The organism is Haloarcula sp. JP-L23 (assembly GCF_011602445.1).
Classification (GTDB): Archaea; Halobacteriota; Halobacteria; order Halobacteriales; family Haloarculaceae; genus Haloarcula; species Haloarcula pellucida.
This window is the reverse complement of record NZ_CP050014.1, coordinates 1317323-1331783: the sequence shown is the minus strand read 5'-3', so window position 1 is coordinate 1331783 and position 14461 is coordinate 1317323. Positions and strand designations below refer to the sequence as shown.

Here is a 14461-nt window from a genome sequence, read left to right as displayed (position 1 = left end):
GCGCCGCGAGGATGCCGTGGTCCGTCGACGGGTCGACGATGGCGAAGGCGGCGACCGCTCAGGTCGGGTCCGGTTCGTAGGACGATCCCACGCGGAGGTCCAGCGTTCGCTCGGCCACCGAGACGTCGAGGGTCTCGTGTTCGGCGAGTTCGCCGTCGCGGCTGAACGTCACTGGGTCGCCGTGGCCGTCGATGGAAACGTCCCGTGCGCGGACGTGCGTGACGCCCTCCGTGTCCCGTGCGAGCAGTCGGTGGCCGATGGCCTCGGCGACGAGGTTGCCGGCCGGCATCCGCTCGACGATGGCGACGTCCAGCAGGCCGTCCTCCATGTCGGCCTGCCCGCCACGTTCCACGAACTTCCGGGCGTTGCCAACGAGGAGACACATCGCCTCGCCGGACCACGTAAAGGGGCCGTCCTCGCCGACGGCCGCCACGGAGAGGTCCAACCCGTCGAACTCAAGGGCCTCCTGCGTGCCGGTGATGAGGAACGCGAGCGTCCCGAAGCGACCCTTCAGGTCGCCGGAGGTGGCGACGCTGGCGTCCGCTGGCAGGCCGGCGATACAGGAGACGAGGAACGGGTGGCCGTCCGCGACCCCGACGTCGACCGAGCGGGTCTCGCCGGTGTCAGCCACCTCGACGCCGTGCTGGAGGTCCGTAACGCCGATATTCCCGGCCAGCAGGTTCGCCGTGCCCGCGGGGACGACACTCAGCGTCACCTCGTCGAGGTGGTCGGCGTCGTGGAGACCCCGAAGCACCTCGTTGACTGTGCCGTCGCCGCCGCAGACGGCCACCTCCGAGACGCCGTCCGCGCCCGCCTGTCGCCCGAACTCGACGGCGTCGCCGGCACCCTGCGTCTCCTCGACGGCGAACCCGCGAGCCCGCATCAACCGTTCGACGTAGTCCGCGTGTTCCCCGTCACCGCTGACGGGGTTGACGACACACCGACGGGACCCGACTTGCATACCCGAACGCAGAGGCCTCCAGCACTTAGTTACCCGGTTGTCGCCACCTGCCCTGCCGGAGTCCCAGCCTACAACCCCGGCCGTGCCGTCGGACCGACAGAGATGAGCGACCTGCGCATCCGCCGGTACGGCCCACGGGACGCAGACGCGGTGTGGGACCTCCACGAGTGGGCCGTGGGTGCGACGGACCGACCCCGCGGACGTGCTCGGCACCGAGGACTTTCGGGACGTCGAGTCGGCATCGCTCGACACTGTCGAGAGACGTCCGACTCCGACCGCTCACCCTGACGTCTCACGAAGGTACGTTGTCGGGGTCGGCGGCCTGCTACCGACCGAGGTGGATCACGCCGACGAGTTCGTCGGCCGGAGTCCGTCGGTCTTGGAACCGCGACCGCTCGACGCGCCGCGGCAGGCGGGCCATTGCACTCAGTAGCACACAGTGTCCCGAAAGCGTTCGGCCGACCGTCAGGACAGGTCGAACTTCTCGGCGGCGGTCTGCATGTCCTTGTCCCCGCGGCCACAGAGGTTGACGAGAATGGTGTCGTGGCGGTCCTCCTCGGCGAGTTTGATGGCGAGCGCGATGGCGTGGCTGGGTTCGAGCGCCGGAATGATGCCCTCGGCCTCGCTCAGCTCACGGAACGCGGCGAGCGCTTCCTCGTCCGTGATACCGTGGTACTCCGCCCGGCCGAGCGACTGGAGGGCGGCGTGTTCCGGGCCGACGGCCGGGTAGTCGAGGCCGGCACTGACGGAGTGGTTCTCGGTGTCCTCGTCGATGACCCGCGTCCTCATCCCCTGAAAAATCCGGGGGTCGTCGTGCTTCGTCGCCGACAGCGGCGCGGAGTGCTGGCCGGAATCGAGTCCCTTGCCCGCCGGTTCCGCGCCGTACAGCGCCACGTCGTCCTGCTTGAACGCGTGGAACAGGCCTATGGCGTTCGACCCGCCGCCGACGCAGGCGACGCAGGCGTCGGGCAGGTCGCCGTGTAGTTCCCGTATCTGCTCGCGGGCCTCGCGACCGATGACCGACTGGAACTCCCGGACCATCCGCGGAAACGGGTCGGGGCCGACGGCGCTCCCGACGAGATAGTGCGTCTCCTCGGTGTGCGCGACTAAGTCCTCCATCGCGGCGTCGACGGCCTCCGCGAGGCCCTCGTTGCCCCGCGTGACTTCCTCGACGTCGGCCCCCATCAGGCGCATGCGGAAGACGTTCATCTCCTGTCGCTGCATGTCGCGCCGGCCCATGTACACAGTCGTATCGAGGTCCAGCAACGCGCCGACCATCGCCGTCGCGGTACCGTGCTGGCCGGCCCCCGTCTCCGCGATGAGGCGCTCCTTCCCGGCCTTTTTCGCCAGCAACGCCTGTCCGAGCGTGTTGTTGAGTTTGTGCGCGCCGCCGTGGAGCAGGTCCTCGTGCTTGAAGTAGATGTTCGCGTCGTAGCGCTCGCTCAACGTCTCGGCGTGGAACACCGGCGTCGGCCGGCCGCCGAAGTGCTCCAACAGAGAGTCCAGTTCCTCGCGGAACGACTCGTCGTCGCGCACCTCCTCGAACGCCGCCGCCAGTTCCGCGAGCGGTTCTTCCAGCGGTTCCGGGACGTGTCGGCCACCGAACTCCTCGAACTCTCCGGGTGTGGACATGTGACGTACTGACGGCGCACCTCGCTAAAAGCTACTGCCGATTCTGGGCCGGCCGTGAGGATTCGAACGGCCGGTGTGCCCGCGGGAGCGAGCGCGAACGATCGCGACCACCTCGCTATCGCTCGTGGCCCGCCCGCGCCAGTCGATGGGCACGCTCGTTCTCCCCGCGCTCGACTGCCCGGTACGTGACGACCGGCACGTCGGCGACACACTCGCGGATGGCGTCCACGCGGCGGCGAACGATGCGGTCACTCGGGGTCACCGCCGCCGTCGGGTCCACCGCCCGGAGCACCGCGTCGGCGTCGCCGTGGACGTGCAGCGACGTGACCGTCGTCGGGTACGCTTCGACGGCCCGCACGGCCTCCAGCAACGCCCGGTACTCGAGATGCGCGCTGGAGACGAACGCGTCGACGGCCAGCGACCGCTCGATGACCGTCGTCGTCCCGTCCTCGACGAGGAACCCGACCGCCGCAGACGTGGGCGTACCGTCGTCAGACCCGTACAGCACGCTCGCGTCGAAGTACAGCAAGAGCGAGGGACTGGTGGGTGACCTGTCGGCCGGTGGCACATCCACGTCTCCGACCGACCGCACAAAAGTCCCGTCGGTCGCCGTAGTCAGCCCTCCGTGACCGTCTGGCGTCGACGACAGGTCGTCGGTGTAGATACTGACGAGGAAGAACAACGAGATGCCGAGGACGGTGCCGGAGTTCGACAAGATAGGGACGACAACGCCGCCACCGAACCCGACGAAGCGGGGACTCACGACGACGGCGAGGACGACGATCCGGGAGCGCCGTCGCATCCAGGACTGTGGTGTTGGATACGCTATACGACCCCCGCAGTGACGAACAGCACTGCTGGATACGGTGCCGCGTCTGCACAGTAATACTACGGATACAGCGGCGTCGGTCCGCAGTCGACGTCGCGTCGGAACTGCTCGGCCGTCGTAGGCATCGGTTGCGAGAAGACGGTCGCGGCCGGTTTGCCCACGAAGAACCACACGAGCCAAGCCGGGACACGACCGGGGGTGCATCGAGGCGGTCCGCGAAGGGCTCGAAGTCGTCGACGCCGGCCACCCGTTCCCCGACGACGTGATAGAGGCGGAGGTGATCAGCTGTGCCCCGAGTACCGCCGCCGAACACCTCTAGAGAGCCGAGTCGAAGCTACTGAGATCGATGCGTGACGGCTGATAGATCGTGTGACGGCCACGGAGCAGCGAGACACCGGTCAGTTCGTCGTGGCACCCCACGCAGAGAGCCACCCATTGAGGTTGCCGCTCACGAACAGCAACACCAGAAACGACGGGATGAGCCCGATGAGACCGGCTGCCGCCAGCAGGTTCGGGTACGCCAGCGCCCAGAACGGGTTGTAGATGTTGTAGATTTCGAGTTGAACGGTCGTCTCGACGGCGCCGTCGCCGACGGTCATGAAAAGCGTAAAGAACTGCTCGGTGTAGGCGGCCACGAAGACGAGGGTGGCGACGCTGACGATGCCGGGCCGTGCCAGTGGGACGACGACCCGCCACAGTGCCTGCACCCGCGTCGCACCGGCTATGCGTGCGGCGTCCTCGAGGTCGTCGGGTATTCCGGCAAAGAACACCGTGAGGAGGCCAAGAGAGAGCGGCATCGCGAACGCGCTGATGGGCAAGACGACGGCCGCCGGCGTCTGGTACACCGTCGGTGCGCTCTTCGAGAGCCCCGGTATCGGGGTTACGAAGAGTTCGTACAGCGGTATCGCTATCGACTGAGGCGGGAACACAGCGAGAAAGAGGACGGCGGCAAACAGCGGCCGACGGCCGGGGAACTCGAGTCGGCCGAACGCGTAGGCGGCGGGCACCGCGACACAGAGCACCAGTCCCGTCGTCAGCAGGGCGATGCCCAGACTGTTCGCGAAGGCCAGTACCCAGTCGACGCGACGGAACGCCATCGCGAACCCCTCGGAGGACACCTCCGGCGGCACGACGCCGACGTGGCCCCAGACGAGGTAATGCGGCGTCAACGCGGTGACGAGCAGCCAGTATATCGGGAACAGCGTCACGAGGAGTGACGCACCGAGCGCGGCGCGGAAGCACAGCCGATAGAAGGGGCCACGGTATCGGCCACCGAGCCTCGCGAGCTGTGCACCGGGGACCAGGTCCGAGTCGTCGGTCTCATCGTCTGCGAGCGACGCTGTGGAGGACGACGGGGGCATATACGCCCACAGCACCCCACGACAGTTGATACCACACCGTCCCGGACGGCCCGAATCGCCAGCGACGCCTAGCGGTCGAGTTGCGGCCCGGGTTTCCAGGTGTTCCCTTCGAGGACGACGAGGTCGTAGCGTTCGAGGACCTGCATGGCGTCGACGACGGCCTCCGCGTCGAAGGCCGCGTTCATGTCGGCGGGCAACTGCTCGGCGATAGCGCTGCGAGTGCCGCCGTCGATTCGAACGACCGTCTCCAGCAGCGTCTCGAAGTCGGCCAACACCGGCGTCAGGGAGACGCCGCCGGACGTATCGGTTTCGAGTTTCGATATGACCTCTTCGTAGCTCCCGGAGATCTCCATCGAGACGGAGACGGTCTCGTCGTCGGTGTCGATTTCGCCGTCGGTGTCGGGTTCGTCTGCCATTACCTGTGTGGTGTGCGGGCTATCAGAAATACGTTGTCGTATCTCACGTATCGGTCGAGGGGCGAGTTCATTTACCGACAGAGCGACCGGATAAGTCGCCGAATCGCTCGAAGCGGTCGTAGAATCGGTGACATCTCCGCCGCTGCCACTGGGCGGCTGTCACCGGGAATCGGGCACCGACACGCCCGGGGGTCGGCGGCCTCGATAGATCGAGCGCACCGTATCGCCCGCCACAGCGGTGCGTACCCGTCTCTTTTTAGTCGGCGGTCGACACCCACCGGTATGGACTTTCCCGATCGCGACGACGTCGACCACCTCATCGACGCCCAGTCACTCCCGCCGTTCGCGCGGGTCCGGTACGAACCGGCGACCGAGACGGTCTCGGACCCCGCCCGAGCGACGCGGGACGAACTCGCTACGCTCGCACTCGACGACCTACGCGACGGCGCCACCGTCGCCGTCGGCGTCGGCAGTCGCGGCATCCACGCCATCGACGACATCACAGAAGCCGTCGTCGCCTCGCTCGCCGAGCGCGGGTTCGACCCCGTCCTCGTGCCTGCGATGGGGAGCCACGGCGGTGCGACGGCCGACGGACAGCGGGAGGTGCTGAAATCACTGGACATCACCGAAGAGCGAATGGGCGCGCCGATAGACGCCCGGATGGACGTCGAACAGGTGGGGACCGTGACCGTCGGCGACACGGAGATGCCGGTCCACGTCTCGGCCGCGGCGCTGGCGGCCGACGCCGTCCTCGTCGTCAACCGCGTCAAAGCCCACACGAACTTCACCGGGCCGATAGAGAGCGGCCTGACGAAGATGACCGTCGTCGGACTGGGCAAGCAACGGGGGGCGAAGGCGTTTCACTCGACGGCCATCGAGGAGGGATACGTCGAGACGCTGGAACCCGCGCTCTCGGTCATCACGGAGGCCGCACCGCTGCTGGGCGGCATCGCCGTCGTCGAGAACTTCGAGGAGGAGATAGCCGCCGTCGAGGCCGTCCCCGCCGAATCGTTCGTCGACCGCGAACCCGAACTGCTGGAACTGGCGAACGAGGAGATGCCGACCCTGCCCGTCGACGAGGTTGATCTGCTGGTCGTGGACGAACTCGGCAAAGAGGTGTCCGGCGCCGGGATGGACACCAACGTCATCGGCCGCTACCGCGTCCTCAACGCCCCGGACCCCGAGGACCCGTCTATCAAACTCATCTACGCCCGCGGCCTCACCGAGGCGACGAAGGGCAACGGCAACGGCATCGGCCTCGCCGACCTGACCCGTGAGGCGGCCGTCGACCAACTCGACCTGCAGAAGACCTACGCGAACGCCTTCACCAGCGGATCGCTCGCGAAGGCGAAACTCCCGGTCGTCACACCGGACGACGAGTTCGCCATCCGGACGGCCCTCTCGGCGCTCGGCGGGTACGACCCCGCTACTGTCCGCATCCTCTGGATACAGAACACCGAAGACCTCTCGGAGTTGTACGTCTCCGAGGCCGTCGTCCCGGACCTGCCCGACGCCGCGACGGTCGTCGACCGGGAATCGCTGACGTTCGAGGACGGGACGGCCGCTTTCAGGGAGTCGTAGGGTCGGCAGTCACCCGCTGGCCCAGCTATTTGTGCCGACGACGCGAGACAGGTGACATGAGCGGGTACGACGACGTCAGCTACGCCGTGGCCGACGGCATCGCGACGATCACCATCGAGCGCCCCGACGTGTACAACGCGTTCACCCGGACCACCGTCCTCGAACTCAACGACGCCGCCCGCACCGCCGAGGCCGACGAGGGCGTCTACGCGGTGGTCCTGACCGGCGCCGGCGACGGCTTCTGCTCGGGCGCGGACACGACGGAGATGCCCGACTGGGACCAGCAGTCACCCGAGGAGTACGGCGCCTACCTCTGGCTCATCCAGCAGTTCGTCTGGCGTCTCCGGACGATGGCGACGCCCACCATCGCGGCCGTGAACGGGCCCGCTATCGGCGCGGGGTGTGACTTCGCGCTGGCCTGTGACCTGCGCGTCGTCGGCGATGAGGGCGTCATGCGCGAGGGATTCGTCAACGTCGGACTGGTGCCCGGCGACGGCGGCGCGTGGCTCCTGCCCCGTCTCGTCGGCGAGTCCAAAGCCCGCGAGTACCTCCTGACGGGCCGTGACATCACACCCGAGGACGCCGTGGACATCGGTCTGGCCGTCGAGCGTGCCGACGACGCGCTGACGGCCGCGGGCGACCTCGCCGCCGAAATCCGGGACAAGCCCGCGACGGCGGTCCAGCACACGAACCGCCTCGTCGACCCCCAGCAGAGCTTCGACGAGTACTGTCGGAAAGCGGCGGAGTACCAGTGGGACTGCGTCGTCGACGACGAACACAGGGAGGCCGTGGCGGCGTTCAACGAGGGCCGGGAACCGCAGTTCGACCGTTCGTACGACGACTGACGCCGGGGTAGTGGTGTCGCGACTACCGCTCCGAGACGGCCGGGAGGCCGTCGTCTTTCAGCGCTCTGGCGACGGTGTTCAACTGCATCTCGTCGGTACCGGCGGCGATGCGCCGCCCGCGAGCGAGGCGGTAGAGGTATTCGAGCGGATGGCCCTGCTGGTAGGCGCGGGCGCCGACTATCTGGACGGCTTCGCTGACGACGGCCTCGACCATCCGCGAGCAGTGGAGCTTCGCCGTCGACGTCTGGAGGCGGGACGGGGGTTGGCCGTGGCCCGCGGCACCCGCGGCGGCCTGATACACCAGCGCGGCGGCCGTCTCGACCTGCCGATACATCTCCGCGAGTTTCCACTCGATGCCCTGAAAGTCGCCGATGGGGTGGCCGAACTGCTCGCGCTCGCTCGCGTACGCTAACGCCAGTTCCAGCGCCGCCTCGGCCCACGCCACCGTCAGAACTGAACTCCCGAGGCGTTCCCAGTTGAGCGCGACCAGTTGCTCCTTGAACGCGTCCTCTCCGCGGGTGAGGACGTGGCTCTCCGGGACGACCACGTCGTCGATGGTGAAGTGCGTCTGGGCGTAGCCGGCCATGTTCGTGTACACTTCCTCGATTTCCACGCCGGGGTCGTCGTACGGGATGACCACCGAGCCCAGCCCTTCCGGAAACCGGACCCACGTCACCGCCGCGTCGCCGAACGGGACGCCACCGACCCACGTCTTCTCGCCGTTGCAGACCAGCTGGCCGCCCTCCTCTGTGACTTCCGTCGTCATCGACGCCACGTCCGAGCCGGCCGCCGGTTCAGAGATGGCGATGGAGACGAAACTCTCGCCCGCAGTCACGTCCGGGAGGTACGCTTCTTTCACCGCCTCGGACCCGAACAGGTCGATGGCTCGCGGGCCGACGACGCTCTGCATGTAGGTGAACCACCCGGTGTCTGGACACTCGCGACCGACCGCTTCCGTCAGGAGCAACGCCGCCACGTCTGACCGGCCCTGTCCGCCGTACGCCTCGTCGATGGACGGGCAGTAGAGCCCTTCCTCGGCCAGTCGCCGGAGGTTCGCCCACGGGGGGTCGCCGTCCCACGTGTAGGCGTCGTCGGCGAACTCGGCAGCGACCGATTCGGCGCGCTCGGCGAACGCGCGCTGGTCCGTGCTAAGCATTCCCATCGTTCCGTCTTCAGGCGGCCACGAGATAAATCTCGTCCCGAAACGGCAGGCGGGCGAGGTTCGTACACCAAGATACATTACATACGAGTGTAACTCTCCGGTATGGGCGACGCGACGACCGGCACCGAGGGCGGTTCGTCGACGGGGCAGTTTACCCTCGACACTGTTCTCGCGGTGTTCGATGCCCGGTCTGACCCGGCGCGGCCGCTGACGGCGAACGACGTGATGGACGAGTTGGACTGCTCGCGGCGGACGGCACACAACAAACTCAACGAACTCGTCGAACAGGGCCGACTCGCGACGCGGAAAGTCGGGGCTCGCGGTCGCGTCTGGTGGGTCCCCATGGAGACGCCACACACCGGGGACCCGACCGCACAGCGCGAACAGGCCCCACCGGTACAGCGCGAAATCGCCAGCGTCGACCTGCCCGGGTCGGGCGACCGACTGGCGGAGCGGCGGGACGCGCTCCGCGCGGCCTACGACTACCTCAACGAGAACCCGGACGCCTCCGAGACGGAGGTCATCACCGAGGTGTTCCCGGACCACCCGGCCGGCTACGACACGGCCGACAAGTGGTGGGACGTCATCAAACCCGCACTCAAGGAACTCCCGAACGTCGACGTCGCCACCGACCCGGACCACGTCTGGCACTACATCGGTGGCTGAGTGAATAGTTCAACCCCCGGCCGTCGGGGCCGGTGCAGACAGCACGACGAGCGAACACTGGAACACGATGCCTACAGAGACCGACGAGACAGACGCTCCCTCTGAGAGCGGCAGCGATGACGACGGTGACTCCGTGGTGTACGCCACCCCCGAGGAACTCGGCTATCCGACATCGACCTACACCCCGGTGGCCTACGACAACCTCGACACCGCACCGGCCGACGACGACCACCCCGACGCGGGCCGCGGCGGGTCGTTCAGACTGCTCGACCTCCCGAAGGTCCCGCGGCTCAAACACGTCGTCGGGCCGAGTGCCATCATGCTCGGTGCGTCGCTGGGAAGCGGCGAGACGCTGTTCTGGCCGCAGCTCGTCGCACAGTACGGCTGGGCGCTGTACTGGATATTCATCGCCGGGGTGTTGCTCCAGTTCGTCGTGAACACGGAGATACAGCGGTGGACGCTCGCGACCGGGGAGAGCGTCTTCCGGGGGATGGAACGGGTCCACCCGCTCGTCCCGTTCGCGTTCATGCTGGGCGGGTTCGTCAGCCTCGGGTGGCCGGGGTGGGCGGCGAGCGCCGCGAAGGTCGGCGCCGCGGGGCTGTCCCTCGGCACCTACCAACTCGCGGGCGTCGAACTCGTCGGCTGGCGACTGCTCGGCATCGGGCTGATGGTGTTCATCTGGCTCACCTATCAGTTGACGCCGCTGATGTACAACGTCGTCGAGCGACTGCAACTGTTCCTCGTGGTGCTGTCGCTGACGTTCGCGCTGGTGCTGTTCGTGCTGGTCGGCGCACCGACGGCACTCCCGGCGCTGCCGAGTGGTCCGGCGCTCGTCGGCGACCAGCCCCCGGCTGTGGTCGTGGCGATACTGCTTGGGGGCATCGCCTACGCCGGCGCGGGCGGCTACCTCAATCTCTCACAGAGTCTCTGGGTCCGTGAGAAGGGGTACGGGATGGGACGCTATCAGGGCCGCATCAAGAACCCCTTCGCCGGCGACGACCCCGAGACGGTCCACGAGGACGGGTTCTCGTTCACGCCGGCGTCGCCGAACACGGAGCGGTGGCGCGGCTGGTGGCGGGTGGCACAGCTCGAACACCTGCTGACCTTCGCCGTCGGCCTCGTCGTCATCACCACCATCCTCGTCGTCATCGCCGGGACGTACGCCCCGGGGACGACGCGGACGGCCGTCGACATGTGGCTGGTCGGTATCGCGCCGTCGGTCAGTCCGCTCGCGGGCGCCACCATCTACGCGACGCTGTTTCTGGCGCTGTTCACCACCGAGTACGCCATCATCGAGTCGTTCGTCCGCAACAGCTCCGACGTCATCTACGAACTGTACGGTCGCGACGCCGGCTGGCGACTCCCCCGGCTGTTCTGGGGGCTGTTGACCGTCTTCTGTGGCTGGGGCATCCTCATCCTGCTCCTCCCGTTCGAGGTGGAGAACCCGTTCAACCTGCTGGTCATCGGCGCGGCGATGTCCGGGCTCATCATGTGGCCCTACATCGTCGTGATTCAGCTCGTCAACGCGGTCAGACTCCCGGAACACACGATGCCCGGGTGGGGTCGGACGGTCGCGATGTGGGTCGCCGCCGCCTTCTTCGGCTACTTCAGCGTCCTGCTCGTCGGGACCGTCCTCAGCACGCAACTGGGCATCGCCGTGTTCTCGGTCCAGATGAGTATTCTCGGAAGCGGTCCCGGCGGGCTGGTCCTCTGGGCGGGCTACGGCGCCGTACAGGCCTACGTCATCTACCGCACTACGCGAGCGAAGTTCGAGCAGGCGGGCACCGTCGACGGGGCCGACGCCGGCCGGGGCCTGTTCTCGTGAGCGACGTCGACCGGGTGCGCGTCCACCTCCACCACACGATGACGGGCCGCTACCCGCTCCGGTTGCTCGACCTGCTGTTCTACCCGGACCGTGTCCTCGCCGTCGAGTACGACTACCTGACGGGGTTCGACATCGCGACCGGCGGTGGCAAACGACGCGCGGAGGCGTTCGCTGCGACGGTCACCGAGAAGGGCGTGGCAGCCGCCCTCGATACCGCCGAACGGTGTCAGGAGCTCCCCTACGAGACGCTGGAGGCCATCAGAATCTACGACGGCGGCAGCCTCGGGCGGGTGAAGGTCGTCCTCGACCGGGCGACCGGCTCGTCGCTGACGGTCAGGGTCCACGGCGAGGTCGACGTCGACTCGTTCGCGGGCGCGGTACGGACCGTGCTCGCGCCCTACGACGCGACGGTCGAACGAGAAGCGGGACTCGGGCTTCGGGACGCGCTCCCGGACCTCAGTCGCCGCTGACCCGCTCGGTGCCGGCGGTCGGCGCGACCAGTTCGATGGGGTGTTTCGACGGGCGCTCCAGCAGGTCGCCGAGTTGGTCGAGACAGGAGGTGCCGCTGGCGACGACGGTCCGGTCCTCGACGCCGTCGGCGGTGAACTGGGCCGCGAGTTCGTCGCCGACGGCCATACTGACGTCGTAGTACTCCTGCTTGTAGCCGAAGCTGCCGGCCATCCCACAGCACTCGACGTCGGATGTGACCACGTCGAAGCCGAGGTCATCCAACACGGCTTCGGTGTAGCGCTCGACGCCGAGGGTCCGTTGCTGGCAGTGGCTGTGGTAGGCGAGACGCCGACCGTCGCCGCTGACGAGTGCGTCGGCGCTCGCGCCGTTTGCGAGCAGGCCGTAGACGTACTCGAACAGTTCGTAGCTACCGTCGGCGAGCGCGCGGTACCGGTCGGCGTCGAGCAACTGCTCGTACTCCCGCTGGAACAGCGCGTGGTCGCTCGGCTCGATGACGACGACGTCCCGACCGGCCTCGACGTGGTCGAGGAGTTCGTCGGCGACCGTCTCGGCGTGGTCGCGTGCGGTCGCTATCATCCCCTGCGAGAGCGGGGCGCGGCCGCTCGCGGGCACGTCCGGGACGTGGACAGCGACGTCCAGCGCTTCCAGCGCCCGGACCGCCGCCTTCCCGCGCTCGACCTGCACGTGGTTCGTGTAGAGGTCGGGGAACAGGACCACCTCGCGCTCCGGGTTCGCCACGGTCGACCGGCCGTCGGCCCACTCGCGGAACGTCTCCGACGCGAACGTGGGCAGGTCGCGGCGCCGGTCGATGCCGACGAACCGCTCCATGAGGCGACGGGAGACGGCAGTGTCGGCCAGCCAGTTCGAGACCGGCGCCGTCGCGCTCCCGAGTCTCGCGAGCGTCGCGAAGTTGCCGAACAGCCGTTTCTGCGGGTCGAGTCCCGACGGTTCCTCGTCGGGCACCAATCCGTCGACCAGCCAGTCGAGTTCCGCGTCCGCACCGCGGTTGATGCGGTCCCGGACGACCGTGTTTATCCACGGGATGTCGATTTCGACCGGGCAGGCGGTCACACAGCGGGAACAGCCCGTACAGAGGTCGTTGAACTCGGCGGCGGTGTCCAGGCCTTCGATACCCGCTTCCCACCCGGTGGCGATGCCGCCCGAGTACGTCTCGCCGCCGAAGACGTGGCCGCCCACCTGCTGGAAGTTCGCACAGGAGTTCGAACAGGCCGAACACCGGATGCAGTACAGCGTCTCCCGCAGGTCGTCGTCCTCGCGCATCGCCAGCCGGCCGTTGTCGATGAGGACGAGGTGGAACGCCCGGTCCGTGGCCGGCCCAGTCTCGTCGCGCTGGAAGTCCAGCGTCGGCGAGTCGACCGGCGGCGTCAACAGCGAGACGTATGAGGTGATGTCCTGTCCCGTCCCGGAGCGGCCGATGAGTTCGATAAAGGGGCGGAGGTCTTCGACGCTCGGAATCACCTTCTCGACGCCGGCGACGGCGACGTGGGTGTCCGTCGCCGCCACCGTCTTCCGGGCGTTGCCCTCGCTCGTCACGAGCGCCATCGTCCCCGAATCGGCGGTGAGGAAGTTCGCGCCCGTGACGCCGACGTCGGCGTCGGCGATCTGCTCGCCCAGTTTCTCGCGGGCGAACATGGTCAGTTCCTCGGCCGTCTCCAGCGGTTCATCGGGGTCGAACCGCTCGGTGAACAGCTCGGCGATGCCCTCACGGGACTTGTGGATGGCCGGCGCGACGATATGGGAGGGTGCCTCGTCGGCCAGTTGCAGGACCCACTCGCCGAGGTCCGTCTCGACCACGTCGCAGTCGTCGGCCAGCGCCTCGTTCAACTCTATCTCCTCGCTGGTCATCGACTTGCTCTTGACGACGCGGTCCCCGTCCGCGTCCTCTACCACGTCGCGGACGTAGCGGTTCGCGTCGGCCGCGTCGTCGGCGAGGTACACCGTCCCGCCGTTGGCTTCGACGGCCTCACGAAGGTCCTCGATGAGGTCGGGCAAGCGCTCGATGGCGTCCTCCTTGATGGCGCGGGCCTCGGACTTGAGGTCCTCGTAGGCTTCGAGGTCGGCCACCGACTCGTACCGGCCCGCGTTGAACCCCTGCGTGTTCGCCGCGACGGCGTCGCCCTCCGTCTCGAGGATGTGCCGGATGTGGTCGGCCTTCGACTGGCGGTCGCTCGCGGTCATGACTGGACCACGACGGCGTGGACGGCTTTCGGGCCGTGTGCGCCCTTCACCAGTGCGCCCATGTCGGCCGTCGCGCTGGGGCCGGTGGCGACGATGGCGTCCCCGCCGTCGGCCCGGAACCGGTCTCCGAGGTGGGCCAGCGCCTCGGTCATGCCGGGGACGACGTCGTCCTCGGCGAGGACGGCGACGTGCCGGTCCGGATAGAGGCTCACGGGTTCGGCTCCGGCGGGGGTCGACGGCAGGAGGAGGCTGCCGTAGTCGGCGATGCCGAGCGTCGCGTGCGTGACGCCCGTCACGGCCGCTCGCAGGTCGCTCGGCGACGGGTCGGTCTGGACCACATCGGGGAGCCGTCCCAGCGAGTCGGGCAGTTCGACGCCGACCGCCGGCGAGTCCGACACCGCCTCGATGGCGTCGGGGACGCCGTCCGGCGTGGTCAGCGTGTGCGATACGTCGAAGTCGTCGAGTCGCTCGGTGAAGCGGTCGAGCGTCGTGTAGTCGGTAGTCACGGGTGAA

At 68.0% G+C, this 14461-nt stretch carries 13 protein-coding genes; 5 read left to right on the top strand and 8 right to left on the bottom strand.

Annotated elements, in window-relative coordinates:
• Positions 1 to 58 precede the first annotated feature (58 nt).
• The 5 genes from G9465_RS06785 to G9465_RS06765 all read right to left on the bottom strand — a co-directional run bounded on the left by G9465_RS06785 (position 59) and on the right by G9465_RS06765 (position 5199).
• Positions 59 to 961, bottom strand: a complete 903-nt coding sequence (locus tag G9465_RS06785) for a diacylglycerol kinase family protein (RefSeq protein ID WP_166968439.1) — start codon at positions 959 to 961, stop codon at positions 59 to 61.
• Positions 962 to 1426: 465 nt separating this feature from the next.
• Entirely contained in the window at positions 1427 to 2593 is a 1167-nt protein-coding gene (trpB, locus tag G9465_RS06780) for a tryptophan synthase subunit beta (RefSeq protein ID WP_166968438.1), read from the bottom strand.
• Positions 2594 to 2708: 115 nt separating this feature from the next.
• A complete protein-coding gene (locus tag G9465_RS26390; protein ID WP_227015743.1) occupies positions 2709 to 3395 on the bottom strand; it encodes a hypothetical protein in 687 nt (228 codons plus the stop codon).
• A 425-nt stretch (positions 3396 to 3820) separates the two neighbouring features.
• Positions 3821 to 4783 (bottom strand): carbohydrate ABC transporter permease, encoded by a 963-nt coding sequence (locus G9465_RS06770; RefSeq protein WP_166968437.1) that lies wholly within the window; start codon positions 4781 to 4783, stop codon positions 3821 to 3823.
• Positions 4784 to 4851: 68 nt separating this feature from the next.
• Positions 4852 to 5199 (bottom strand): hypothetical protein, encoded by a 348-nt coding sequence (locus G9465_RS06765; protein ID WP_166968436.1) that lies wholly within the window; start codon positions 5197 to 5199, stop codon positions 4852 to 4854.
• Between the two features lie 282 nt (positions 5200 to 5481).
• Between G9465_RS06765 and G9465_RS06760 the strand changes: the two genes are divergently transcribed.
• Together G9465_RS06760 and G9465_RS06755 are read left to right on the top strand one after the other, a co-directional pair.
• Positions 5482 to 6780: a DUF362 domain-containing protein gene (locus G9465_RS06760; RefSeq protein WP_166968435.1), complete on the top strand. Its 1299-nt coding sequence runs from the start codon at positions 5482 to 5484 to the stop codon at positions 6778 to 6780.
• A 56-nt stretch (positions 6781 to 6836) separates the two neighbouring features.
• Positions 6837 to 7625 (top strand): enoyl-CoA hydratase/isomerase family protein, encoded by a 789-nt coding sequence (locus G9465_RS06755; RefSeq protein ID WP_166968434.1) that lies wholly within the window; start codon positions 6837 to 6839, stop codon positions 7623 to 7625.
• A 22-nt stretch (positions 7626 to 7647) separates the two neighbouring features.
• On the opposite strand, the gene G9465_RS06750 is transcribed toward G9465_RS06755, so the two are convergent.
• Entirely contained in the window at positions 7648 to 8787 is a 1140-nt protein-coding gene (locus tag G9465_RS06750) for an acyl-CoA dehydrogenase family protein (protein WP_166968433.1), read from the bottom strand.
• 102 nt (positions 8788 to 8889) lie between these two features.
• On the opposite strand from G9465_RS06750, the gene G9465_RS06745 reads away from it, so the two are divergent.
• The 3 genes from G9465_RS06745 to G9465_RS06735 all read left to right on the top strand — a co-directional run bounded on the left by G9465_RS06745 (position 8890) and on the right by G9465_RS06735 (position 11748).
• On the top strand, positions 8890 to 9453 hold the full coding sequence (locus G9465_RS06745) for a helix-turn-helix domain-containing protein (RefSeq protein ID WP_166968432.1): 564 nt from the start codon (positions 8890 to 8892) through the stop codon (positions 9451 to 9453).
• A gap of 67 nt (positions 9454 to 9520) precedes the next feature.
• A complete protein-coding gene (locus tag G9465_RS06740) occupies positions 9521 to 11278 on the top strand; it encodes an Nramp family divalent metal transporter (RefSeq protein WP_166968431.1) in 1758 nt (585 codons plus the stop codon).
• Positions 11275 to 11748, top strand: a complete 474-nt coding sequence (locus G9465_RS06735; RefSeq protein ID WP_166968430.1) for a hypothetical protein — start codon at positions 11275 to 11277, stop codon at positions 11746 to 11748. The genes G9465_RS06740 and G9465_RS06735 overlap by 4 nt, the downstream gene beginning before the upstream one ends.
• Here the strand turns inward: G9465_RS06735 and G9465_RS06730 are convergent.
• The gene (locus G9465_RS06730; RefSeq protein WP_166968429.1) at positions 11735 to 13948 is read right to left on the bottom strand and encodes an LUD domain-containing protein; all 2214 of its coding nucleotides are present in this window, start codon (positions 13946 to 13948) and stop codon (positions 11735 to 11737) included. The genes G9465_RS06735 and G9465_RS06730 overlap by 14 nt on opposite strands.
• Positions 13945 to 14454 (bottom strand): LUD domain-containing protein, encoded by a 510-nt coding sequence (locus G9465_RS06725; protein ID WP_166968428.1) that lies wholly within the window; start codon positions 14452 to 14454, stop codon positions 13945 to 13947. The genes G9465_RS06730 and G9465_RS06725 overlap by 4 nt, the downstream gene beginning before the upstream one ends.
• Positions 14455 to 14461: the final 7 nt, after the last annotated feature.